Origin of the sequence: Marinobacter sp. bablab_jr003 (assembly GCF_016464245.1) — a bacterium.
GTDB classification, from domain to species: domain Bacteria; phylum Pseudomonadota; class Gammaproteobacteria; order Pseudomonadales; family Oleiphilaceae; genus Marinobacter; species Marinobacter vinifirmus.
In genome coordinates this window covers 42,157-67,077 of sequence record NZ_JADARC010000120.1, presented here as the reverse complement: position 1 = coordinate 67,077, position 24,921 = coordinate 42,157, and the positions used below count along the sequence as shown (strand labels likewise).

The following is a 24,921-nucleotide window of genomic DNA, read 5'->3' as shown; positions in this document are numbered from 1 at the left end:
GCAAAGTTGACGGGCACTGAGACTTCGGAGTAAGAAGAGAAACCCCGCGTCGCTACGCTCCGATGGGTGGCAGCCTTGCTCCGGTCCGGGTGGCAGGCTTCACGTGGAATGGGTGGCAACCTTCAGCGGTTTACGCAGTTAGCGAGAGTTACAACGCATATGAACCAGATAGAACGCTACTGCGCAGCAATCAGGTTATCCGGCTGACGTGACCATAGGCCATGAATTCTGAATATAAATGAGACTCTTTCTTCGATAAGAAATAATAGGAATAAAGACCAAGGTAAGATTCCAAAACGTTCCTGACCAAAGGTGGCAGTACTTCAGCGACGAATCAATACTTTGCGGAAGACGGCCAACTTACTGACAATGGAGAGTCATAATGTCACCCTTGCGCCCCAGCCTAACCACCTGTTTTTTATTATCTTTTATATTAACAGGCTGCCAAAGCTTCAGAGTATCAGATCTCCAGAAGCTACCACCGACAGCGGCTCTTCCAAAATCCAGCACGCCAGGAGAAGTTCAGGTCTTTTATTGGGATGGCGTGCCGGGAACGTCAACAGACGCCCTTACGTCAAATACCGCATACCCTGACAACCCCGACTCCACAGCGCTTCTCAATGAACTAAAAGGTTCGACAAATCGGGCTGACAACTACGGATCCCTCACTCGAGGTTACATCTCCCCCCCCTCAACCGGCCTTTTCACATTCTTTGTCAGCGGTGATGATGTAACAGAGTTCTGGCTTAGTTCGAATTCTGACCCTGACACCAAGGCAAAAATTGCAACTGTTCCCGGGTGGACTAATCCACTCGACTACAACAAATACAGCGCCCAGCGCTCCCCGGCAATGGAGTTGCAGGCAGGTGAGCGATACTATTTTGAAATCGTACACAAAGAGGGTGGTGGCGGTGATCATTTCAGTGTGGCCTGGGAAGGTCCCGGTATTAACCGGCAAGTAGTTTCTTCAGACAGTATTGCCAGCTATGCGGGTGAGTCAGCAACGGAGTTAACAGGGCAAGGGAATGAGGAAAGCTTCCGGCTGGGATATGCCGTAGGGTATCTGGATGGCTCTGAAGGCTTGGTATTCAATCCGGCTTTTCCACCGCTGGATAACGATCAGGACGGGCTCTACGATAACTGGGAAGTCGTTAATGGCCTGTCTCCTGCAGACCCATCAGACGCAAACTCTGACCCCGACAACGATCTTCTGCTAGCTGCAGATGAGTTCTTGATTGGCACTTCTGAAAACAATCCGGACACAGATGGAGACGGGATTCCCGACGGCGCGGAATTTGCACTGGGACTGAATCCGGTCGATGCATCCGATTCAGAGGAAGACCTTGACCGAGATGGCTTCACAAACCGGGAGGAATATCTTGCCGGCACAGACCCTGGTAATGCCACATCCATACCGGTAATCGATGAAGAGCCCGTATCAGGCATGACGTACGCCAGGGGTTTCGTTGGGCAGTACTTTACAGGAACTGGCTTCGAGCGGTTCTTGACGGCCCGCCACGACGAGAACATTCAGTTCCGGTCAAATGCGGGCTCTTTTGCGGAAGGCCAACCCAGCGACAACTTCAGCGTTCGCTGGATCGGTGAGTTTACGGCGCCCCACAGTAGTGGTGACAGAAGCTACTCTTTCAGAATGCGCACTGACGACGGTTCACGTTTATACATTGACGGTGAGCAGAGAATATCTGCATGGAGGGATCAGGGTGCTACTACCTTTACCGCCTCCATCACTCTGGAGCCGCAACAGGTGGTTCAGGTATTGATGGAATATTATGAACGTGGAGAAGCTGCTGTAGCCGAACTTTCAATCGTGGATGACTCAACAGGCGAGGCTCTGGCAATTGGTGACAACGTAAGGTCTCCGGACCTGACCGTATCTTCGATTTCAGATTCTGACGCCGACGGTATCCCGGATACGTGGGAACTCCGAAACGGTTTGTTGCCTTGGAGTGACGATGCGTCAGATGTTAAAAATGGCTCCGGGATCAGCAATATCGATGCCTTTAATTCATCACTTAGCCCCTGGACCCTGGAGCCCCTGGCTTCACCCGAAAGCCCGACGGTGGGCGATGACTCAGCCACTGCAACGCCACCCACTGAGCCCGATACCAGTTCAGTAACACTGCAATGGACCGCGCCACTGACTCGCGTAGACGGCAGCTCGATTTCCTTAAGTGAGATCCAGAGCTATGAAATTCTCTATGGAAGTTCTCCCGACACTCTTTCTGAAACGGTTACCGTTGATGGTGGCCAAACCAGTGGCAAGGTTTCGGGTCTGACTCCAGGTACCTGGTATTTTTCAATCAGAGTGATCGACACTAATGGACTGATGAGTGAAAATTCAGAGGTACTTAGCCATACGATTCAATGACCCAACTTATCAATGTTCCGACGAACTCCTGGGTCTGTTATTAATGACCCGATTCTCGGCATAGCCTGAGTATTCCACAGGAACTGACTATGTACCTGGACTTCTTCGGACTACATCGACACCCCTTCCGCATCACCCCGGAAGACGATTTCATCTATATGAGCCAGCAGCATTCGCGGGCCTATGTGTACATGTCTTCTGCCATCTGGAGTTCGGAAGGTTTTGTGGTGATCAGTGGCGAGATTGGTTCGGGCAAGACCACTCTGCTGAAGAAAACCATCCGGAACCTGGAAGGCAACCTCAAGCTGCTGAACATTTCCTACACCAACCTGGAATCCCGGGACCTGTTTGCCCTGATCCTGCGCAAGGCCGGGCTGGAAGTGAAAGACGACACCAAGGTGGCCATGCTGTTCCAGATTACCGAGTATCTGGAGAGCATGGCGCGGGAAGGCACCCCGGTGGTGCTGACCATCGATGAAGCCCAGAACCTGACCCGTGAAAACCTGGAAGATATCCGCATGCTCACCGGCATGGAGAGTATGGGCGGGCCGTCCATGCGGGTCATCCTGCTCGGCCAGCCGGAACTGAGACAGGCCATAACATCGATTCCGCAACTGGCCCAGCGGGTAAAACTGTTTTTCCACCTCGAGGGACTCACTCCGGCAGAAACCGCCGAGTATATTGATTACCGGCTACTGGTTTCCGGCCATGGCGGCAACAAACTGTTCGATGAAGAAACCGTGCGGGAGATTCACAAGATCAGCGGCGGCATTCCCAGGCTGATCAACAAACTGTGCGACGGCATGCTGATGTGCGCCTACTCAGAAGACCGGCCGTTTATTGATCCCCACGACCTGAACTCCATTCGTACCGAAATACTTGGGGAAGAACCGGTAAGAAAGAAAACCCGTCCCAATTACCGGCAGCAACCGGTAAAACCGCCGATGGAACAAGCCGCGTCACTGTCACAGAGCATTAATCCGAACACGGAGCAACATTGGGCGCAGGCCGCTAGTAGCCTGGAACGTATTGCCTCGGCACTGGAAGCGATCGACAGTCGTCTGGGAAGAATTTTTCCGGATGAACCGGCAGGAAAAGGTACGAGTTCGGGGAGCAATATCACGAACTTTACCCCTACCCGCAAATAACGGAAGAACCCGGGCCTGATCAGGCCCGGGCTATAGCACATCAGAACGTATCGCCGGGCACCCTCACCCAGCCTTCCATGATAACCCGCGCACTGCGGCTCATGATGGCCTTGGTGGCAGTCCATTCGCCGTTCACTTCTTTCGCTTCAGCTCCCACACCCAGAGTTCCGGAGGGATGGCCGAACGTCACTTCGGTACGATCACCGCCGCCGGCAGCCAGGTTCACCAGTGTTCCGGGAATCGCGGAAGCCGTTGCGATAGCGACGGCTGCGGTACCCATCATGGCGTGGTGAAGCTTGCCCATAGACAAGGCGCGAACCAGCACGTCGATATCCGCCGCATTGACCTGCTTGCCGCTGGAAGACACATAATCCGCCGGCCTGGCCACAAACGCCACCTTCGGCGTGTGTTGACGGTTAGCCGCCTCGGCAACATCCTTGATCAAGCCCATTTTCACTGCGCCATGGGCACGGATGGTCTCGAACATGGCCAGCGCTTTCGGGTCGCTGTTGATGTCATTCTGCAGCTCCGTGCCTTTATAACCGATGTCTTCCGCATTCAGGAAGATGGTCGGTATTCCGGCGTTGATCATGGTCGCTTTCAGGGTTCCGATACCCGGCACGTCCAGGTCATCCACCAGGTTGCCGGTGGGGAACATGGAACCTTCACCATCGGCCGGATCCATGAATTCGATCTTCACTTCCGCAGCCGGGAAGGTCACGCCATCCAGTTCGAAATCACCGGTCTCCTGCACTTCACCATTGGTGATGGGTACATGGGCCACGATGGTTTTCTGGATGTTGGCCTGCCAGATACGCACGGTGCAGATACCGTTTTCAGGAATCCGCTCTTTGGCAACAAACCCGCTGTTAATGGCGAAGGCGCCAACAGCTGCGGTGAGGTTGCCGCAGTTACCACTCCAGTCCACAAACGGCTTGTCGATCGCCACCTGACCGAACAGGTAATCAACATCGTGGTCCGGCTGCGTCGGCGCTGCCAGAATCACCGTTTTGCTGGTACTGGAGGTGGCGTTACCCAGACCGTCGATCTGCTTTTCGTAGGGATCGGGACTGCCGATCACCCGAAGCAGCAGCTTATCGCGGGCTTCGCCGGGCACCTGGCAGGCTTCCGGCAGGTCTTGTAGCCGGAAAAACGCGCCTTTACTGGTACCGCCACGCATGTAGGTGGCTGGAACCTTTATCTGTGGGGGGAAGCTCATGCCGCCCCCTCAGACGCCAGGAAGTTCTGGGCGAAGCGCTGCAGTACGCCGCCGGCGGAGTACACGGTGACTTCTTCCGCGGTATCCAGTCGGCAGATTACCGGTACCCGGTCTTCTTCACCGGTCTTGCGGTGGATGACCAGTTCCAGCTTCGCACCCGGGGCTGCGGCACCTTCTACGTCGTAGGTTTCGGTACCGTCCAGCTGCAGGATCTGGCGTGTGGTGCCTTCCTCGAACTGCAGGGGCATTACACCCATGCCGATCAGGTTGGTACGGTGAATGCGCTCGAAGCCTTCAGCAACGATGGCTTCCACACCCGCCAGGGCAACACCCTTGGCGGCCCAGTCACGGGAAGAACCCTGACCATAATCGGCGCCGGCGATGATGATCAGCGGCTGCTTGCGCTCCATGTAGGTTTCAATGGCTTCCCACATGCGCATGGTCTTGCCTTCCGGCTCAACACGGGCCAGGGAGCCCTGCACCACTTCGCCGTTTTCGTCCCGAACCATTTCGTTGAACAGTTTCGGGTTGGCCAGGGTGGCACGCTGGGCGGTCAGGTGATCACCACGGTGGGTGGCGTAGGAGTTAAAGTCTTCCTCCGGCAGGCCCATCTTGTGCAGGTATTCGCCAGCGGCGGAGTCCATCATGATGGCGTTGGACGGCGACAGGTGATCTGTAGTGATGTTGTCCGGCAGGATCGCCAGCGGGCGCATGCCCTTGAGCTGGCGCTCAGCCGCCATGGTGCCTTCCCAGTACGGCGGGCGGCGAATGTAGGTGGACTGAGGGCGCCACTCGTACAGCGGGCTCTTGGCCTGCTCGGCTTCATCCAGGTTGAACATCGGGATGTACACCTGCTTGAACTGCTCCGGCTTAACGAACTCGCCAACAATGCGGTCGATTTCTTCATCAGACGGCCACAGGTCTTTCAGGGTGACCGGCTTGCCGTCCTTGTCGTAGCCCAGGGCGTCCTGTTCGATGTCGAAACGCACAGTACCGGCGATGGCGTAGGCCACAACCAGTGGCGGAGACGCCAGGAACGCCTGCTTGGCGTAGGGGTGAATCCGGCCGTCGAAGTTGCGGTTACCAGACAACACCGCAGTGGAGTACAGGTCGCGGTCGATGATTTCTTTTTGGATTTTCGGATCCAGCGCACCAGACATACCGTTACAGGTGGTGCAGGCGTAGGCCACGATACCGAAGCCCAGTTTTTCCATTTCCGGCAGCAGGCCGGCTTCTTCCAGGTACAGGCGGGCAACCTTGGAGCCCGGTGCGAAGGAAGATTTCACCCAGGGCTTGCGCACCAGCCCCAGCTCGTTGGCTTTCTTGGCCAGCAGGCCGGCAGCCACCACGTTGCGGGGGTTGGAGGTGTTGGTGCAGGAAGTGATCGCCGCGATGATCACCGCGCCATCGGGCATCAGGCCCTTCTTCTCTTCTTCCAGGGCCTTGTCCAGGTTCACGGCAATGCCGCGATCGTGCAGGTCGGAAGTCGCCACACGGCGGTGCGGGTTGGACGGGCCAGCCACGTTACGCACAACGGTGGACAGATCAAATTCCAGCACACGCTCGTACTGGGCTTCGGTCATTTCAGTCGCCCACAGGCCGGTTTCTTTAGCGAACTTCTCTACCAGGTCTACCTGCTCGGGCTCACGGCCGGTCAGCTTCAGGTAGTCAATGGTCTGCTCGTCGATGTAGAACATCGCGGCGGTGGCACCGTATTCCGGAGTCATGTTGGAAATGGTGGCACGGTCGCCGATGGTCAGGCTGGAAGCGCCTTCGCCGAAGAATTCCAGGTAGGCACCAACCACGCGTTCCTTACGCAGGAACTCGGTAATGGCCAGGACGATATCGGTGGCAGTGATGCCCGGCTGGCGCTTGCCAGTCAGCTTCACACCCACGATATCCGGAAGGCGCATCATGGAAGGCTGGCCCAGCATAACGGTTTCTGCTTCCAGGCCACCCACGCCCACAGCAATAACACCCAGGGCATCAATGTGCGGGGTGTGGCTGTCGGTACCTACGCAGGTGTCCGGGAAGGCGATCGGATGGCCATCTTCGTCCGGGCGGTTCTGGATCACCGGAGACATTTTCTCCAGGTTGATCTGGTGCATGATGCCGTTACCGGCCGGAATCACATCCACGTTACGGAACGCGGTGCGGGTCCAGTTGATAAAGTGAAAACGGTCTTCGTTGCGGCGGTCTTCGATGGCACGGTTCTTTTCGAACGCGTCCGGATCAAAGCCCGGCGCTTCAACCGCCAGGGAGTGATCCACGATCAGCTGGGTGGGCACCACAGGGTTAACTTTAGACGGATCACCGCCCTTCTCCGCGATGGCATCACGCAAGCCGGCCAGGTCTACCAGGGCAGTCTGGCCCAGAATGTCGTGGCACACCACACGGGCCGGGTACCAGGGAAAGTCCAGGTCACGGCGGCGCTCAATCAGCTGTTTCAGCGAATCGGTCAGGGATTCCTTGTCACAACGACGCACCAACTGCTCGGCGAGGATCTTGGAGGTGTACGGCAGCTTGGCATAGGAGCCCGGCTGAATGGCCTCTACCGCCTGGCGGGTGTCGTAGTATTCCAGGTCGGTGCCTGGAAGGGCTTTTCTGAATTCGGTATTCATGGTTTAAAACCTCTTAAGAACGCTCGCCAATCGGCAACCAATCCTGGTGCTCAGGGCCAGTGTATTCGGCGCTCGGGCGGATGATGCGGTTGTTGGCGCGTTGCTCTTTTACGTGGGCAGTCCAGCCGGAAACCCGGGACATCACGAAGATCGGGGTGAACAGCTCGGTCGGGATGCCCATGAAGTGATAGGCAGATGCGTGGAAGAAGTCGGCGTTACAGAACAGCTTCTTCTCGCGCCACATAACTTCTTCGCAGCGAACGGAAACCGGGTACAGCACGGTGTCGTCCACTTCCTTGGCCAGCTTCTCTGACCACTTCTTGATAATGGCGTTGCGCGGGTCGGATTCGCTGTAGATGGCGTGTCCGAAGCCCATGATTTTCTCTTTGCGCTCCAGCATGCCCATCAGGCCGGCTTCGGCTTCTTCGGGAGTCTGGAACTTCTGGATCAGCTCCATGGCCGCTTCGTTAGCACCGCCGTGCAGCGGGCCACGCAGGGAGCCGATGGCGCCGGTTACGCAGCTGTGGATGTCAGACAGCGTGGAGGCACATACGCGCGCGGTGAAGGTAGACGCGTTGAATTCGTGCTCGGCGTACAGAATCAGGGAAACGTTCATCACCTGCTCGTGCAGCTCGCTCGGCTTCTTGCCGTGCAGCAGCTCCAGGAACACGCCGCCGATGGAATCACTTTCTGTGTTGGCGGTGTCGATACGCACGCCTTCGTGGGCGAAGCGGTACCAGTAAGTGATGATGGCCGGGAACACCGCCAGCATACGGTCGATCTTGTCGTCCTGCTCGCTGAAGTCCTGCTCGGTTTCCAGGTTACCCAGCATGGAGCAACCGGTTCGCATGACGTCCATCGGGTGGGCGTCTTTGGGGATCTGCTCCAGCACCAGTTTCAGGGCATCCGGCAGGGTGCGCAGGCTCTTGAGCTTGCCTTTGTAGGCATCCAGCTCGGCCTGGTTCGGCAGCTTGCCACGCAGCAGCAGGTAGGCCACTTCTTCGAACTGGGCGTTGTCAGCCAGGTCGGTGATGTCATAGCCGCGGTAGGTCAGGCCGGTACCGGTTTTGCCAACGGTACACAGGGCGGTTTCGCCAGCCACCTGGCCGCGAAGGCCTGCTCCACCTAGTTTCTTTGCTTCAGCCATGTTGGTCTCCCGTAGTTTCTGTTTTGTTCGTTTTAATTAAATCAAGCGATGTCCGGAGTTCTACAGGGGTCTGACAGGGGGCCTGACCCCGAGTTCGACAGGGGTCTGACCCCGAACGGGGTCAGACCCCCTTACTCCACTTACTCCCAGTCCCCTTACTCCAACATTTCCCTGGTTATCAGTCTTTCTTCTGGGCAAACAGCTGGTCCAGCTTCTGCTCGAAATCGTGGTAGTTCAGGAAATCGTACAGCTCCATACGGGTCTGCATCAGGTCCACCACGTCTTTCTGGTCGCCCTTCTCGAGGATGTTCTGGTACACCGTCAGCGCGGCCTTGTTCATGGCGCGGAAGGCGCTCAGCGGGTACAGAACCATGGCGGCGCCGGCTTCGGCCAGTTCAGACTTGTTGTACAGCGGCGTGGCACCGAACTCAGTGATGTTAGCCAGGATCGGCGCATCAATGGCTTCGGCGAACGCTTTGTAGTCGCTCAGCTCGTGTACTGCTTCGGCGAAGATACCGTCTGCACCGGCTTCAATGCACGCTTTGGCGCGGTCGATAGCAGCTTCCAGGCCTTCTTTCTGGAAGGCATCGGTACGGGCCATGATGAAGAAATCTTTGTCTTCCCGGGCATCGGCCGCAGCCTTGATGCGGTCGACCATTTCCTCTTTGGAAACGATTTCCTTGTTCGGGCGGTGGCCACAGCGTTTCTGGGCAACCTGGTCTTCGATATGAACCGCAGCAGCACCGGCGCGTTCCATTTCACGGATGGTACGGCCGATGTTGAAGGCTCCGCCCCAACCGGTGTCGATATCCACCAGCAGCGGTACGTCTGTGGCGGCCGTAATGCGGCGCACATCTTCCACCACATCGTTCATGGTGGTCATGCCCAGGTCCGGCAGGCCGTAGGAGGCGTTAGCCACACCACCACCGGAAAGGTAAATGGCCTGGTGCCCTACCCGCTCTGCCATCATGGCGGCGTAGGCATTGATAGTACCAACAATTTGCAGCGGCTGGTTTTCTTTCAGGGCCTTGCGGAAACGGGCACCGGGGGAGAGTTTGTTAGCCATGTCATTTACCTCTTTGTTCAGATAGTTAGAACGCCTTCTTGAATCTTTTTCTCAATATTCTTGCGGGCGGCGTTGATGTGTCTTTTCATCAGGAATTCGGCGAGTTCTCCATCGCGCTGGGCAATGGCCTCGACGATACGGCGGTGTTCACCCAGCGCCAGATGGGGGCGCCCGGCCGAGGTGCTTAACCGGTAACGGTACATCCGCACCATGTAGTAAAGATCGCCCAGAAGCATCTGGGCCAGTTTGGTATTGCGACTGCCGGTGGCAATCCGGTGGTGGAAATCGTAGTCGCCCTCAGCCTGGTAGTAAGCCTGGCCCTGAGCTTCCTCAATCATTTTTTCGTGACTATCGAGCGTGGCCAGGAGATCACGGATTTCTTCATCGGGCATGCGTTCAGCTGCCTGCCGGGCTGCCAGCCCCTCCATGACTTCACGAATTCGGTACAACTCAAGAAGTTCTGCGGCACTAACGGACACCACCTTCACACCAGCGTGAGGGCGCCTGACCAGCAATCCACGAGATTCAAGGCGGCCCAACGCTTCACGCAGCGGGCCTCGGGTAAGGTTAAAGCGGGAACAGAGCTCGACTTCGCCGATTTTTTCGCCCGGCGCCAGATCGCCCTTCACAATAGCCGTTTGCAGACAATCAAAGGCCTCATCGGCGCGGGTTTGGGTTTGCAACTGTGCCTGAATCATGCTTTGTTAACAATCCAGAGGTTATTTAGCGTGAAGCTACGCCTACCTCTCACGATTGTCAACAATTCGACCTACACCTTAAGTATGATTGTTTACAGGCCGGACTGACCTTGCCAGCGCAACACCAGTTTGTGAACACGTCGCCCCCAGAATGAATCCGGCGCCGCGCTCCAGGCTCGCCGATGCAGGATTGCCAAAGCCTCTGCGTCTTCCAGCATCAGCGACAGCCTGCCCTGGTCCATGCCCTGATAGCCTCGAGCGATACACGCCTCAAGCTCGTCGGCAATGACGCTTCTCTTCAAACCCCAGGCCTGCTTCCGGGCCAGATGACAGTGGAGCTTGTTGACAACAGGCGACAGCACCGCTTGCTCAATCGGCGCAAGCGGCGATTCCTCCGGGGGGTCATCACGGAACCGACGGGCATCATCCAGTATCGGTATGGCCGCCTGCTCCTCCGGTGTTAACAAAAACCCATTCCGCGCCAGGGCTTCACCACTTTGCAACCGGCTAAGCCACACTGTCGTTGGTGCCGCAAGCAACAGCGGTATCGAAACCGGTAATGACCAGAAGAAAAACATAGGGTCCAGGGTCCAGGCAAAGGCCGACCAGGCGCCACCAATTAACAGCCCCGGCAGATGGCGCACACTGGCCTCGCGCCAACTGGTCTCCTCGGTGCGGTTCTGCCCTGCCCAGCTCAGCCTGACGTTAAACAGGGCGGAGATCACGGCGTGGCTGTGCGCCAGCATTCGGATGGGAGCCAGCAGTACCGACACAACAATTTCCAGCAGCACGCTGACCAACAGCCTGGCAAAACCACCAAATCCGCGCATCGCCCGATGCACAGCGACATCGGCGATGGCCAGAAACTTGGGCAGAAAAAGGAGCGCCATGGTGCTCGCCACCAGCGTAATCGCCCATGCAGGGCGCCACTCCGGCCATAGAGGAAAGGGGCTCTCACGGCCATCCGGAAAATAATCAATCGGTGCGATGGTAAGCTGAACCGCGGCAATGGTGGTTAACACCAGAAACAGCAGCCACAACGGCGATGCGGCGTAGGCCATAATGCCATTGAGGAAGGCAAATCGATGGGCAAGGCGCAACCTCGGAGCAAACAGCATGAGCGCCGCATGTTGCAGGTTCCCCTTGGACCAGCGCTGGTCGCGGGCAAGTTCATCATCCAGGGTGGGCGGAGATTCCTCATAGCTGGCGGCCAGTGTCGGCTCCAGCCACACTTCGTACCCTGCCCGCCCCAGAAACGCAGCTTCCACAAAATCGTGGCTCATAATCGGGCCACGCCAGATTCCCACTCCCTTGAGTTTTGGCAGGCCGCAATGGGCCATGAAAGGGGCAATTCGGATAATGGCGTTATGCCCCCAGAAGGCCGCATCCCCCATCTGTATGGCCGCCAACCCGGTGGCAAACAGAGGCGAATAAAGCCGGCTGGCAAACTGCTGAATACGGGCGAACGCGGAACGGCCATTGATAATCGTCGGTGCTGTTTGCAGGATGCCAACCTGGGGCTCCCGGTTCATCACCTGGACCATGGTTCGGATGGTTTCCCCGGCAAGCAGACTGTCGGCATCAAGCACCACCATATACTGATACTGGCTGCCCCAACGCCGCAGAAAATCAGCGACATTACCGCTCTTGAAATTCAGATTAACCCGGCGCCTGCGGTAAAACAGTCGGCCGTGGGCGCCAAGCTCCTCTACCAACCGCCGCCAGATTTGCTGTTCTTCCAGCCAGACGTTCGGGTTCTGGCTATCGGAGAGAATAAAGAAATCAAAATCATCCAGGCGGCCGGATCGCTCCAGGTCGAGATAGATGGCTTTAAGTCCCTTCAGGGTCCAGGCCACAGGTTCGTGGTAGAGCGGCATGACAATCGCTGTTTTCGACAGCTCCGTTGCCTCCAGCTCCGCCGGCGGATGGCGTTTAAGCAGAGACTTCCGATCACCACCCGTAAGCCGGAGCAAAAACCCGTACACCGCAATCCAGAACCCGAATGCAATCCACAGATAAAGCAGGGCAAAAACACCCACAATCAGCCATTCGACGAGATTGCCGCCGTGATACGGCAACACCTGAAGCAGAAACCAGGACGCCAGTACCGTCTGGCCTGCCACCAGCAGCGTCAGTATCAGCCGCCGGATCGACGCCCGCAAACGCCAGGGAGGGGAAGGAGCTGGCGAATCAGTCATCGGAGAAGTACCCGATGCTGCCCCGCTGTACCGGCGGTGCCACAGGCGGAATGTCTACGGTTGGCACCGGATAGTAATCAGGGATTCGCGATATGAGCATTTCAAACGCAACCCGTTGATCGTCACCCGCGTGCTCATTGAACAGTAACGCCAATGCGTTATCAAAGGCACCGCTATCCGCCCCGGCACCACTCATTTCAAGGTACGCCAGAAGCCGGCCAAGCAGTTGGTAAGAGGTCAATGCGTCCATACACACCTCCCTTGATCAGGGTTCTGCCCGTAAACCGGTACCCGGCGGCAAGGCATAGCTCCAGGTTTCCGTGGCCACCTCATCATCTGCCATCAGAAAGCCACGTAGCTGCAGAGTGCGATCCGGGGCTGGCCGGGCCAGTATGGACAAGCGCCAGAGGTTCTCTGGCTCCACCCGTTCGACGAAGTGTTCCAGAACCTCTACGCCCTCACCGCCAGTCACCTTGCTGACCACCGGAGCATCGGGCCCAAGCTCGGCCAACGATCCACCGGCAAAATCGACCAGAATTCGATAGGCGCCGGCCTGATCACCGCCGCCAATACGATCGCCAGCGCCAACAAAGGTGTTTACTACCCTAGCTCCAGGATGTGGTGCCACGTCGGGACCACCAAAACGGATGGAGTATTCCAGTTCCCGCGTGGTGCCAGCCGCCACCTGGCCGTCCGGGCTCCAGAAGGCAACGATGTTGTCATTGGTTTCATCATTGGTGGGGATTTCAACCAGTACCACATTGCCTTTTCCCCAGTCTTCCTCAGTACTTACCCAGGCACTGGGGCGCCGCTCATAGCGGGCTTCAAGGTCTTCGTAATGGCGAAATTCCCGGTCACGCTGGACCAGGCCAAAGCCACCAACACGTTTGACCTGATGAAAACTCGTAGCCAACCGCTCCGGGTTCATCAAAGGTCGCCACAGCCATTCTCCGGTGGCATCGTCGTGAATAAGCAGGCCATCGGAGTCGTGAACCTGGGGCCGCCACTCCCCCAGCGGTCTGGGCGTGTGTTCACCGTAGTAGAACATGGACGTCAGCGGCGCAAGGCCCAGCAATTCAATGGCATCCCGAAAGAACAGCCGGGCTTTCACGTCTACCCTTGTCGGTTCGCCCGGGTAGACCGTGAACTGATAACCACCGGTGAGACTGGGCCCATCGAGCAGCGCATAGACACGGATGTGGTCGCTGTTTTTGGCCGGGCGCTCCAACCAGAATTCCGTGAAGTCGGGGAACTCCTCCCCGGACGGCAAGCCCGTATCCACGGCAATACCCCGTGCCGAGAGACCAAATGCCGTATCTTTGCTCACCCCCCGGAAATAGCTCGCGCCAGCAAAGACAAGAAACTGGTTGGCAACATCCTTCCCGTCAAAGGGAAACGTCAGCTTGAGTCCAGCATATCCGAGATCCGCCGGAACACGTTTCCGCAACTCCGGGTCTTCCACATTGAAAAGGCCTTTATCAAACGCCTGGGAATGGACGCCTTCACTGTCCACAACATTGATACTGACCGGCCGGGTATAGAACTTTCCTGCCGGAATCAGCATCACCTGGAACCGGGACGATGCTTCTCGCCAAAGGCTTTTGCTCGGGTCAAACCGGATGGACTGATAATCGTCGTAGCTCAGATCCGCCATGAAGTCGGGAATGCGGGCAGGCGCCTCGTATGCCGAGCCTGCTTTCGACTTTGCTTTATCAACAACGTCCTGAAACTGGAATGCCTGAGCATGAAGGGGAAACAACGAGAACAATCCCAGAACCACCAGCCATACTTTCCCTGCGTGCATTGTTCCATCCTCGGTTCGCGGTTTGTCCTTTCAATGTAGCACCGCACCCGAGGGCTGCGACAAGTGACAAGTTGGTAAGCGAATCGAAAGGCTAGATCTGCATGCTCATGGTAAAGCGAACGTCTGGACGGTCGGGGATCGCAATGGCTTCCGTGGTGGTTGTCAGCACCCGGCCAAGGCTGACATCGGCGCTGAATTGCTGAGCGGTTACCCCCCAGGAAACCTCGCCCGAGGTGACATGGCCGGCCTGATGTTGCTGGAATGATTCATCTGGAACCCAGCCCCGGAGTACGGAAAGGCGAACACTGGACGAAACCCGGGGAAAGAACGGAAGGCCAAACTCCGGGCTGCTGCTGCCCAGGCGCAACCAGCCACCCTCTGCCACACTCAGTGACTGACCGTTGAAACCTGCCGTAAGACCGGCTCCGGCTACCCGAAGATGCTGCGAACCGGGTATATCCTCAGACGCCAGCTGGTACTGCCCGTCCACGTCCCAGTGCCAGGCAAGCAGCTCGCGATCCAGCGATGCCGTGAACACCATGCGCCCGAATTGTTCCTCGCGCTGGTTGCCTTCTGAGCCCGACGAGTTAGCCACTTCGGCTTCAATGCCTGTGACTGCCCGCAAACCGGTGTTCAGACTAAAGCCCCCGTACAGACTGTGGTGTCCATTGGCCTCCAGCCCCAGGCTGGAAATCTGATAGCTGGAGCGGTGCACCTCGTCGCTGCGACGCGTCCAGTATTGGTCCACAGAGGCGTAGTTGGCACGGCCAAGAAACTGATATCCATAGGAGGAGAACAGCGCACGGCGCCCTGTCACGATCAGGTTTCGGGTGCGGCCTTCCTTCTGAAAGCGAGCGCCATCTGCCCGGGACACCTCCTCATAGGCCGTGTTCCTGAGCTCCACATCCAGATGATTGCCCGCCAGCGGCAGACCATAACTGAACCCCAGCACCCGGCGCTCATTACCTACCCGGTAGGTTTTGGCGTCGCTGTATCGAACATCTGCCCGATGATTCGCCCAGAACAGGCCCTTCAACCCCAGGTTCAGGGCACCATCCCGGTGTTCGGCATCACGGTTGGTCCGCCCGGAGAACTGCATTCTGGAGCGCAGCCAGTGCTCCCGGGTCGCCTGCAAGGCATTCTGGGGCAGAAGGGCTTCCCGGGTGGTTTGGCTGGCATTGCCGGCGAGCGTCGACTCAGAGGCTGCCGCCGGCGGACAGTACGCGCCCGCCACGCACAAAAACAGTGCGGACAAGAGCTTCCAGCGGCCAGACGGTTTGGAGATCAGTTGCGGCACCTTGCGAAATCCGGGCAAATGTCAAAATCATGTAAATCCGTTAATGCGGTGCCACTTTAAAAGAATCCGGGTTATTGAACCACCCTGATCATCATAACTTTACAAATTTAATGTTTCGCTAAATCATGTCGTTAAATGCGCTATTGAAACGATTTTCTAGAGATATCAAGCGCTCTTCTTACATCGGAAACAGTCCACAGAATTACCGGAAATCAACACTCGGAAACGAAACCCTCCAACTCGCCATACAACTTGGTTACACTTGGCACGCTTTGTGGGTTACTAAAGCAAATCACCAGATTCCAGATTAAGGACGAACATCATGATCAAAAAGTGCCTCTTCCCGGTTGCCGGATACGGCACCCGTTTCCTTCCGGCCACCAAGGCCATGCCCAAGGAAATTCTGCCGATCGTTAACAAGCCTCTGGTGCAGTACGGGGTGGAGGAAGCCGCCGATGCTGGCATTCATGAGTTCGGCTTTGTCACTGGCCGCGGCAAACGCGCCATCGAGGATCATTTTGATATCAGTTACGAGCTGGAGCACCAGATTGCCGGTACCGGCAAGGAAGGCCTGCTTACCTCCATCCGGGATCTGATCAACAACAACTCTTTTGCCTTTACCCGTCAGAATGAAATGAAGGGGCTGGGCCACGCCATCCTGACTGGCCGCAACCTGGTGGGCGACAACCCGTTTGCGGTCGTGCTGGCAGATGACTTCTGCGTGGGCCCGGAAGATGGTGACGGCGTTCTGACCCAGATGGTCAAGCTGTATAACCAGTTCCGCTGCTCCATTGTGGCCATTGAAGAAGTACCGGAAGACGAAACCCATAAATACGGTGTGATTGCGGGCGAATCCATGAAGGATGGTCTCTACCGCATTACCGACATGGTGGAGAAACCGGCACCGGAAGACGCGCCCAGCAACCTGGCTATTATCGGCCGCTACATTCTTACCCCGGACATTTTCGACATTATCGAGCGCACACCGCCGGGCAAGAATGGTGAGGTTCAGATTACCGATGCCCTGCTGGAGCAGGCGAAGAATGGCTGTGTGCTGGCGTACCAGTTCAAGGGCCAGCGTTTTGACTGCGGCAGCATTGATGGCTTTGTAGAGGCCACCAACTACGTTTACGAGAACATCTACAAGAAAGAGAACTAAAAGCGGAATCCGGGGCGCCTAGCGCCCCAGCAACTGCAGAACCATGCGCCGGTTATCGTCTGTTGTCTTGCGGAACCGGCGCAGCAGTTCCGCCTCGCCGTCTGTCAGCTGAACCCGGCCGATTTCCTGCTCCAGCTCCTGCAGCGCTACCGAAAGATCATCACTGTTACTGAAGGCCAGGCCTGGCAGCTCCAGCTGGTCACCGTCTCCGGCCTCTTCCATATCGAGCAGCTGTTCAAGGGGCGTCTCGGTCCTGAGACACAGATCCAGCAATTCGGTAACCCCGGGAAAGCCCCGCTGGCGGCCATCTTCCGCCTCCCAGCTGCGCACCCGCGCCTCGTCTACACCGCAGATTTCAGCAATATCGGCCAAAGACAGCTGCCCCTGCTCCCTTACATGCCGCAGGCGCCTGTTGAACGATTGCAGGTAGCGCATGTCTCAATGCCCCTGAAAATTTGAGAAAAAGTGAATCAATTTGAAAATGTAGCGTACCTACAGCTTTGTGCACAATGTTCCTATACTGAAATCACAACAAACATACACGCAGGTAGCCCATGGCCAGGAACGCACTGGACACCGACATCGCATGGCAGCTGATACTCGACGCCGCCAACCGCAGCAACATCACCTTGCCGGCGCCGGGCTCTGATCAACCCGCCCTGAAAATCAACGGCAAAAGCTGGGAGCTGGTACAACCCGCCAGCGAACAGGTGCACAGTCTGTTTTCTTTATTCATGCCCCTGTGCCGGCCGCTGAAAGACGCCAACAGCATCCGGGTAATTGGCCAGTTAGGCCAGAGCCTGGATGGCCGCATCGCCACCGTGACCGGCTGTTCCCGGTTTATCAATGGCGACGACGGCATTACCCACCTACACCGAATTCGAGCCCTGTGTGATGCGGTCGTGGTGGGCGCAGGTACTGCAAGCACAGACAACCCCCGGCTGACCGTTCGCCGCGCACCCGGCCGGAACCCGGTACGGGTGGTGATCGACCGCCACGAACGGGTACCGGCAAGCCATCACCTGTTTACCGACAAAGCGGCCCCCACCCTGCACCTGGTTGCCGGGCACTATCAGCCGGGCCAGCAGCGCATAGAGCCCGGTGCCGTCACCCGGGTGCCCTGCTTGGGCAGCAGCAGCGACACGCAACCGGTCGACCCCAAGCATATTCTCGAGGTGTTACAGGACCTTGGCTTGCGCAAGATTTTTATCGAAGGCGGCGGCGTGACTGTGTCGTCGTTTCTCCGGGCCGGCCTGCTGGACCGGTTGCATGTGATGGTGGCCCCGATGATTATCGGCAGTGGCCGCCCGGCATTTTCCCTGCCAGAGATTGACCAGCTTGATGAGGCCCTGCGACCGGAAGCTCAGCTGGTAAACCTGGGGAGCGATATGTTGTTTGACTTGTCTTTCTACCCGGACCGCAGCTGATCAACGCCCGGAAACCAGCACCAGGGCCCCGGGCAGGCTGGCCAGAAACACCATAGCGCCATAACCCACACTCAGGGCCACACCCTGCTCCGCAGGCAGGCCGGCCAGCGGCCAGAGCAAAGCAGCGGCGCCCTCGCGAACGCCCCAACCGGAAATAGTGATAGGCACCGCCATCGCCAGCAAAAGCAACACACAGAGCCCGGCCAGCATCCAGGGGGACACGCCCTGCCCCAAGACATCCATATCCGCTGCCAGAAGCAGGAAGACCGCCAGGTAAGTACCCAGCACCAGCAGGGAGGTCAGGCACTGCAAGCAGGCATTGCGCCAACCATAGAAAACCTTCCGGAGATCAGCACCCAGGTTTCGCAAATAACTCCGTAGCCTGCTTCCATTTTTCCGGCGAAGCATGAAGGAGGCACCCACACCCGCCAACACCAGAGCCACCATGCCTGCTCCAGCGCTGAGTGACGTTCCAGCGTAAGCAGCCTGAAGTTCAAACCGGCCACTCAGCCACAGCGCCGCCATCGCCAGCACTGCCACCGGCAACAGCACCAACTGGCCAGACAAGCGCTCCAGCATCACAGCATGGATAATGGCCCTGGTGGCGTTGGCAGATAGCGGCTCACCCACCGGGGCGCGGGCGTGCCGCCAGGCACGGTTCACATCCCCCATAACGCCGCCCGGCAAAACCTGGTTCAGGAAGCCGGCGAGATAGTATTCACGGATTGCCACCGGATAGCTCAGGGAAACCCCGAGCCGGCGGGCGGTGAACCACCAACGCCAGGCCGACAACGCCACCTGTGCCACCGATACCGCCAGCATCAGGGTGATAAACGGCACCGAAAGTCTCGCCAGGGACGCTCGCAACCCTCCGGTATCCAATAGCGACAACACCAGCCCGAGCAAGGCCACCGTAACCAGCCATCGAAGGATCAGGCGGGTGGCCATGCCAGCAAGTCCTCGTGTTGAACGGAAATTCGCAGCTCGCCGGCAGCCAGTTGCTGTTTGCGGGCATGGAGCCAGCGGTTGATTTCTGCCCCTGCCGAAGGCTGTTGTTCGCTCGCTGCCCGGGCCCAGCCCGTCATTAACAAAAGCGCCAGCTCCTGCTCGCCCGAATCCAGCTGCCAGGGGCTGGGCGCTACAGACACCTGGTAGCCAGTGGCCACCAGCAAGGCCCGCAGCCGGCGGGTGGCATCTGGCCCCAGTGCGGCACCGGTGCCCTTCTCGCCATGTTGATGCTGGTTGACCAGCGCCCGGAGCCTGTCGTCTGACGGGTGTTCAGGTGAAAGCTCAAAGCGCCCACTGTAGCTGAGCACAACATGAACAGCCGCATTGCGGGCAACCACGGCACTTACCAAAGCCTGCAACCATTCGTCACTGACCAGGTCAATCAATGCCGAAGCACAGACCAGGTCAGCATCTGCCGGCAGCTCATCCTGCATATTGCCTGCCGACAGGCTTTCTGTCCTTAAGCTTACCGATACGCCGGTACCCTGAACCCGCTCCGCCGCGGTGCCGGCCAGGCTGCCGTCGGGCTCGATAAGGGTCCAGTTCTGCGGCCCGGGCAGGCGGGGCGCAAGGTACACAGGGTTCGACCCCCGGCCAGTACCAACATCCACCAGTTGAAGGGGCCTGACGGTGTCCCGGGTGCGCTGATAACGATACTGGCGAACCTGTAGCCAGGCCGCCAGCTGGTCTGTGAGTTTCGGGTTTCTTGCCCTGTGATCCGCCGGCTCCCTGGCCCGCAGCCAGTGATCATCAAAGCGAGCAGGATCTGCATTTTGTTCGCTCTCAAGGCCAGCCAGGAAGTCCCCGGCGGTGTCTCGCCAGCGCCGTATCCTTGCCCGGCTTTCACGGGCTCCGGCTCTCAGGCGCGCCAGTTCGTCGGGGTTCTCAAGCAACCTCGCCAGAGCCTGCCCAAGTGCAGCAATGTCACCCGCCGGATACAGCTGCACACCCGAACGGGCACCGGTTTCCCTCAGTGCGCCACCATCGGAGCTGAGCACTGGCAGGCCGCAGGCCAGGGCCTCATCCACCACCATGCCATAACCTTCATACTCCGAGGGCAGCACAAACAGGTCTGCCTGCTGATAGGCATTCCACAGCCCGGTTTCCGAGACCTCACCGGTCAGTCGAATACAACCGGCCAACCCTGATGCATGTACCTGCGCCTTCACCTCCGCCGAATACATCGAATCTCTCTGATCGCTGCCAAGCAGGGTACAAAACCAGGCATCCGTTGCCTGCTCAGCCAGCGCCAGCACCAACTGGTGTTGGGCCTTGCGAAGGGACAAATGCCCCACACACAGGATCTGCACAGGATCTGATGGATCTCGGGCTGGCTCTGAGCATGTCGACAGAGCAAAGAATTCGTCATCAACGGCAGGCAAAGCTGCAGTAACCGAGGCGACCGGCACCCCATAATGAGCCAGCCTGCGGGCCGTGTAATAGCTGGTGGTGAACACCTTGCAAACACAAGCGAGAGCCCGGGTTTCGGCATCCTTAAGCCAGGCTTGTTCGGCGGCTGACAGCCCGCTTTCGTCTGCCAATGGGTGATGTACCAGCGCCATCAGCTTCAAACGCTTCCGGTGGCGCTCCAGCACCTCGGGCATTCCACCCATCGCCAAGCCGTCCAGAACAACGGATGCGCCCTCTGGCAACGCTTTCAAATAGCGGTCCATGGCATTGATGGCTGTGCCATCCGGCCGGGGGAACTCGCCCTCCAGCCCATCAAGGTGAACCTTCAATCCTGCGTCTGCCAGGGCCTCAGCAAGTTTGCGTACATACCGGTAGCCCCCGGTGTTCTGTTGAGGGTCTCCGGGCACCACAAACCAGAGTTCAGATACCGGCATGGTAGCTGGCCCAGGCAATATGGGATTCGCCCAGGGTTACTTTCAGGCTGACCACACCCTTACCGTCTTCGCCCAACCGGCCGGCATGGATGGCTGCGGCCATGCGATCAAACACCACCTTGGCCATGAACTCGGTGGTGGTGTTGCGTCCGGCAAGTTCGGGCAAGTCGTCCAGGTTCTTCATGTTAAATTCAGAAAGCACTTCTTTGAGCAGTTCCGAAGCCTGGCCGATGTCGACAATCAGATCATTGCTGTCGAGCACATGGCGCTCGAAGGTGACGTCTACCACATAGGTGGCACCGTGCAGCCCCTGGGCCGGGCCGAAAATATCTCCGTTAAAGCTGTGGGCGATCATCATGTGATCGCGAACGGTCAAACTGAACATCGGATTTTCCTTCTAGTAAACAATGCGATGACAAAGTGCATCGGCACCGGGCTTGAGTATATCGGCCGCCACCTTTGGAAGTGCTTCAAAACGCGACTCGCCGCTGATCAGAACATCCAGATCCGGGGCAGCCAATAACTCGAGGGCCAGCGCCAGCCGCCGGCGATGATCCCAGCGTGGGCGCCGTTCCGGCGGCAGCTGGCCAACCTGGCTGGATTTCAGCATCAGGCGCCCGGGATGGAAGGCCTGCCCCAAGGGTACCTGAACGGGCTGGTCTCCATACCAGCTGAGTTCAATTACCCGTGCCTCAGCCCCGGCCAGGGCCAATGCCGTCGCCAACCCCGCGGGTTCGCCGGACGCGTGGATCACAAGGTCACAATCGGCAATATCCGGTTCAGTGGAGAAAGCAAAGCCCAGCCGTTCGGCCACTGCCTGCCGTTGCCCGTTCGGGTCGATGGCCAGCAGTTCCACACCGGGAATCCGGCTAACCAACCATGCCACCAGCAGCCCCACCACACCCAGGCCAACCACCGCAATGCGATCCCCGACCGCCGGCTGGGCATCCCAAACGCCGTTGACTGCTGTTTCCATATTGGCGGCCAGTATCGCCCTGGCCGGCGGCACTGCGGCAGGCAGCGGAATAACGGCCTCGGCCGGCACAGAATAACGCCGCTGGTGCGGGTAAAGGCAGAACACCTTTTGGCCTTGCAAATCGGCTGGCCCGTTCAGCACCTCGCCAACACTGGCGTAGCCATACTTCACCGGCCCGGGAAAATCCCCTTCCTGAAACGGCGCCCGCATACGCTGGTGCTCGGTGACCGGCACCCGCTGGTTGTACACCAGAGATTCAGTCCCCCGGCTGATCGCCGAATAAAGGGCCTGAACCACCACCTGCCCGGAGCCTGGTTGAGAGCGCTCCGGCTCCGGAGCCGGCCGGAGTTCCGATGCCTGAAACCCGGTTATCCAGAAGGCTTCGTTCTTATTTAGTTGCATGAAGAGTCCATTTTCTGATTGGCTGCGTACGCAAAAACAGTATCCCCAAACTATAGTTACAAAACGGGGCCTTGCTCACGCCACTTACAGGCTATACGGACGCAACGGTGTATGGATTCCATCAGCACCACAACCACGCCCACATCCACCACAGCGAGAGACCTCGTTGCTGGGGGCTTTACGCTTTTCGTTTTGGCGTTAACCCTGCGACTGGCATTCAGCCTGCCCGCCGGCTTTCTTGCTCTCAGTGCTGTGCTGTATGCAGTCCAGGGCGCACTGATTCTTCGTTACTGGCCGGGGCGAAAGCCTTTTGGGTGGGCCAATCGGGCTACCCTCGCCCGTTCGGTTATTGTACTGGCACTGATCGCCTGGGCACCCTATCTCGGCGGGCAGCCGGCCCCGGCACTCTGGACCTATGCACTGCTCAGCCTGGGAGCCCTGATTCTGGATGGCGTGGATGGCAAAGTCGCCCGCGCCACTGGCAGCCACAGCGAATTCGGTGCCCGTTTTGATATGGAGCTCGACGCCTTGTTTATCCTCGGGCTGTGCCTTGCCGTACTGGCACTCGATAAAGCCGGCACCTGGGTGTTGGCCCTCGGCCTCATGCGTTATACCTTTATCGCCGCCAGCCTTGGCTTTGCCTGGCTCAACGCCAACCTGCCAGACAGTTTTCGCCGCAAAACGGTTTGTGTCTGGCAGGTGGTTACCCTGATGGTCGCAGTTATTCCCATCATTCCACCGGCTTTTGCCAGCCTCACCCTCGGGCTTGCGCTTGTACTGCTTGCCTGGTCGTTTTTTGTGGACGTGCGCTGGCTCTATCAACGGAGACACAACCATGACTCTGCCAAACCTTAAAGCAATCACCGCCTCTGCCCTTCTGCTCCTGCCGCTGGCCCTGCAAGCGGAGCCCGCTAAATTTGTCGTGGATGAAGAGCATTTCTCCATGAGTTTCGAGATCATGCACGTGGGCTATGCCCCGGTTATGGGCATGTTCCGGGACGTTGAAGGAGAGTTTGAATACGACGAGGAAACCGGAGAGCTCAGCTCAGGCAAAATGATGTTCAAAGCTGCCAGCGTGTTCACCAACCACGAAAAACGTGATGACCACGTGCGTAACAAGGACTTCCTGAACGCCGGAGCTCATCCCGACATCACCTTTGTGGTCACCGGCTTTGAAAAAACCGGGGACAACACCGGCACCGTAACCGGCGACCTCACCCTTCTGGGCCAGACCCACCCCGTGGATATAGACATCACCCTGAACAAAGCGGCGGAGTACCCCTTCGGCCATGAGGAGTACACGCTGGGCATCAGCGCCGAAACCGTCATCAAGCGCAGCGACTGGGGTATGACCTACGGCGTCGACAACGGCATGGTGGGCGATGAAGTAACGCTGCGGTTCGGTTTTGAAGCTATTAAAGAGGGCGGCTGGTTCTGATCATTGTGCGAATTGCTACCCCTCGGTTTTCGCTGCTTTATTTTTTAGTACCCTAACGATAGATTGATCAACCTTTCCCATACAGCTGGCCTGGTTCGATCATGTCTGACGCCCACAAATCCGATCTGCTGCTTGTTGTCGTTACCCTGTTCGCAGCATTCGGCTGGATGTTCTCCAAAGAAGCGGTGCTGATGATGCCACCGTTAATGTTCATGGCAGCCCGGTTTCTGATTGCAGGCAGTGTGCTGGCCCTGATCGCCCTGCCGTCACTCGTGCGACTGAGCGCAGACCAGCTTGGCCGCGCCGTTGGCGTGGGCGCCGTGTTCGGCATCGCGATGACTTGCTGGATTATGGGCCTGTTCCACGCCGAGAGCATGGGCGAAGGTGCCTTTCTGACCAGCCTGGGTGTGGTGATTGTGCCGGTACTGGCGCGACTGGTATTCGGCGAACCACAACCCATCAGCACCTGGCTGGCCATCCCCATCGCCGTCTCCGGCCTGGCATTGCTTTCCCTGGAAAACGGCTTCCGGCCAGACCCCGGGCAACTCTATTTCGTGGCCGCAGCGTTCATCTTCGCGCTGTATTTCACCCTGAATACCCGGGCCGCCAACCAGCGCACCGTGGTTAACAAGCACGGCGAAACCATCCAGAAACAGAAAGTACCGGCATTACCGCTAACGGCCATGGCGTTGCTGACCGTGGGATTGGTTACCCTGGCTGAATCCGCCATCAGCGAGCCCTGGGCACCCACCCTGACCAACCCGCCCCCCATGCTTTATGTATGGGTACTGGCCAGCGCAGTCGTCGCCACTGCGGGGCGCTTTCTGCTGCAAACCTATGCCCAGAGCCTTTCGATACACAGCCACGGAGTGGTGATACTGGTACTGGAACCGGTGTGGGTAGCACTGTTCGCCACCGCCTGGTTTGGCGAAAGCATGACCGCCCTGCAAATGGCCGGTTGCGGCCTGATCTTCGCAGCACTGCTGGTGAACCGCTGGGGTGCCCTGAGCCGCGCCATTAAAGGCCTGCTGAAAGCCAAAAATCAGCCTCAAAGAGGTTGACCAACCCCCGCGAAATCCG

At 58.1% G+C, this 24,921-nt stretch carries 21 protein-coding genes; 7 read left to right on the top strand and 14 right to left on the bottom strand.

What is annotated here, in order from left to right; translation table 11 throughout:
• The first annotated feature begins 382 nt into the window (after positions 1-382).
• Positions 383-2,389: a PA14 domain-containing protein gene (locus H3Z84_RS14485; RefSeq protein WP_199457954.1), complete on the top strand. Its 2,007-nt coding sequence runs from the start codon at positions 383-385 to the stop codon at positions 2,387-2,389.
• An 89-nt stretch (positions 2,390-2,478) separates the two neighbouring features.
• Positions 2,479-3,537, top strand: coding sequence for an ExeA family protein (locus H3Z84_RS14480; protein WP_199457953.1), 1,059 nt, complete (start codon positions 2,479-2,481; stop codon positions 3,535-3,537).
• A gap of 40 nt (positions 3,538-3,577) precedes the next feature.
• Here H3Z84_RS14480 and prpF read toward each other — a convergent pair whose 3' ends face one another.
• The 9 genes from prpF to H3Z84_RS14435 all read right to left on the bottom strand — a co-directional run bounded on the left by prpF (position 3,578) and on the right by H3Z84_RS14435 (position 15,587).
• Positions 3,578-4,756: a 2-methylaconitate cis-trans isomerase PrpF gene (gene prpF / locus H3Z84_RS14475; protein WP_199457952.1), complete on the bottom strand. Its 1,179-nt coding sequence runs from the start codon at positions 4,754-4,756 to the stop codon at positions 3,578-3,580.
• Positions 4,753-7,377 carry a Fe/S-dependent 2-methylisocitrate dehydratase AcnD gene (gene acnD, locus H3Z84_RS14470; protein WP_199457951.1) on the bottom strand — a complete coding sequence of 875 codons (2,625 nt, stop codon included), beginning with the start codon at positions 7,375-7,377 and terminating at the stop codon, positions 4,753-4,755. Before acnD ends, prpF begins: the two co-directional genes overlap by 4 nt.
• A gap of 13 nt (positions 7,378-7,390) precedes the next feature.
• Positions 7,391-8,524 (bottom strand): 2-methylcitrate synthase, encoded by a 1,134-nt coding sequence (gene prpC / locus H3Z84_RS14465; RefSeq protein ID WP_199457950.1) that lies wholly within the window; start codon positions 8,522-8,524, stop codon positions 7,391-7,393.
• A gap of 178 nt (positions 8,525-8,702) precedes the next feature.
• Positions 8,703-9,590: a methylisocitrate lyase gene (gene prpB, locus H3Z84_RS14460; protein WP_058340762.1), complete on the bottom strand. Its 888-nt coding sequence runs from the start codon at positions 9,588-9,590 to the stop codon at positions 8,703-8,705.
• Positions 9,591-9,607: 17 nt separating this feature from the next.
• On the bottom strand, positions 9,608-10,288 hold the full coding sequence (locus tag H3Z84_RS14455; protein WP_199457949.1) for a GntR family transcriptional regulator: 681 nt from the start codon (positions 10,286-10,288) through the stop codon (positions 9,608-9,610).
• 92 nt (positions 10,289-10,380) lie between these two features.
• On the bottom strand, positions 10,381-12,486 hold the full coding sequence (gene mdoH, locus H3Z84_RS14450; RefSeq protein WP_199457948.1) for a glucans biosynthesis glucosyltransferase MdoH: 2,106 nt from the start codon (positions 12,484-12,486) through the stop codon (positions 10,381-10,383).
• Positions 12,479-12,736, bottom strand: a complete 258-nt coding sequence (locus H3Z84_RS14445) for a hypothetical protein (protein WP_199457947.1) — start codon at positions 12,734-12,736, stop codon at positions 12,479-12,481. The genes mdoH and H3Z84_RS14445 overlap by 8 nt, the downstream gene beginning before the upstream one ends.
• Before the next feature lie 15 nt (positions 12,737-12,751).
• Positions 12,752-14,290, bottom strand: coding sequence for a glucan biosynthesis protein G (locus H3Z84_RS14440; protein WP_199457946.1), 1,539 nt, complete (start codon positions 14,288-14,290; stop codon positions 12,752-12,754).
• Positions 14,291-14,381: 91 nt separating this feature from the next.
• On the bottom strand, positions 14,382-15,587 hold the full coding sequence (locus H3Z84_RS14435) for a ShlB/FhaC/HecB family hemolysin secretion/activation protein (protein ID WP_199457945.1): 1,206 nt from the start codon (positions 15,585-15,587) through the stop codon (positions 14,382-14,384).
• Positions 15,588-15,909: 322 nt separating this feature from the next.
• On the opposite strand from H3Z84_RS14435, the gene galU reads away from it, so the two are divergent.
• Positions 15,910-16,746 carry a UTP--glucose-1-phosphate uridylyltransferase GalU gene (galU, locus tag H3Z84_RS14430; RefSeq protein WP_094624129.1) on the top strand — a complete coding sequence of 279 codons (837 nt, stop codon included), beginning with the start codon at positions 15,910-15,912 and terminating at the stop codon, positions 16,744-16,746.
• Between the two features lie 18 nt (positions 16,747-16,764).
• On the opposite strand, the gene H3Z84_RS14425 is transcribed toward galU, so the two are convergent.
• Complete coding sequence (locus H3Z84_RS14425; protein WP_199457944.1) at positions 16,765-17,181, bottom strand: helix-turn-helix domain-containing protein; 417 nt, start codon at positions 17,179-17,181, stop codon at positions 16,765-16,767.
• A gap of 119 nt (positions 17,182-17,300) precedes the next feature.
• Here H3Z84_RS14425 and H3Z84_RS14420 point away from each other — a divergent pair, with 119 nt between their 5' ends.
• Positions 17,301-18,173 (top strand): RibD family protein, encoded by an 873-nt coding sequence (locus tag H3Z84_RS14420; protein ID WP_199457943.1) that lies wholly within the window; start codon positions 17,301-17,303, stop codon positions 18,171-18,173.
• On the opposite strand, the gene H3Z84_RS14415 is transcribed toward H3Z84_RS14420, so the two are convergent.
• Genes H3Z84_RS14415 through H3Z84_RS14400 form a run of 4 tightly spaced genes read right to left on the bottom strand, consistent with a single transcriptional unit; the run spans position 18,174 to position 22,403 of the window.
• Positions 18,174-19,121: a lysylphosphatidylglycerol synthase transmembrane domain-containing protein gene (locus tag H3Z84_RS14415; protein WP_199457942.1), complete on the bottom strand. Its 948-nt coding sequence runs from the start codon at positions 19,119-19,121 to the stop codon at positions 18,174-18,176.
• A complete protein-coding gene (locus H3Z84_RS14410) occupies positions 19,106-21,025 on the bottom strand; it encodes a glycosyltransferase family 4 protein (RefSeq protein WP_199457941.1) in 1,920 nt (639 codons plus the stop codon). The genes H3Z84_RS14415 and H3Z84_RS14410 overlap by 16 nt, the downstream gene beginning before the upstream one ends.
• Entirely contained in the window at positions 21,012-21,410 is a 399-nt protein-coding gene (locus H3Z84_RS14405; protein ID WP_022989063.1) for a 6-pyruvoyl trahydropterin synthase family protein, read from the bottom strand. Before H3Z84_RS14405 ends, H3Z84_RS14410 begins: the two co-directional genes overlap by 14 nt.
• 12 nt (positions 21,411-21,422) lie before the next feature.
• Entirely contained in the window at positions 21,423-22,403 is a 981-nt protein-coding gene (locus H3Z84_RS14400; protein WP_206769015.1) for a zinc-dependent alcohol dehydrogenase, read from the bottom strand.
• A gap of 111 nt (positions 22,404-22,514) precedes the next feature.
• On the opposite strand from H3Z84_RS14400, the gene H3Z84_RS14395 reads away from it, so the two are divergent.
• The 3 genes from H3Z84_RS14395 to H3Z84_RS14385 all read left to right on the top strand — a co-directional run bounded on the left by H3Z84_RS14395 (position 22,515) and on the right by H3Z84_RS14385 (position 24,902).
• The gene (locus H3Z84_RS14395; RefSeq protein WP_199457940.1) at positions 22,515-23,258 is read left to right on the top strand and encodes a CDP-alcohol phosphatidyltransferase family protein; all 744 of its coding nucleotides are present in this window, start codon (positions 22,515-22,517) and stop codon (positions 23,256-23,258) included.
• Positions 23,239-23,841, top strand: a complete 603-nt coding sequence (locus H3Z84_RS14390; RefSeq protein WP_199457939.1) for a YceI family protein — start codon at positions 23,239-23,241, stop codon at positions 23,839-23,841. The genes H3Z84_RS14395 and H3Z84_RS14390 overlap by 20 nt, the downstream gene beginning before the upstream one ends.
• Before the next feature lie 101 nt (positions 23,842-23,942).
• The gene (locus H3Z84_RS14385; protein WP_199457938.1) at positions 23,943-24,902 is read left to right on the top strand and encodes a DMT family transporter; all 960 of its coding nucleotides are present in this window, start codon (positions 23,943-23,945) and stop codon (positions 24,900-24,902) included.
• Positions 24,903-24,921: the final 19 nt, after the last annotated feature.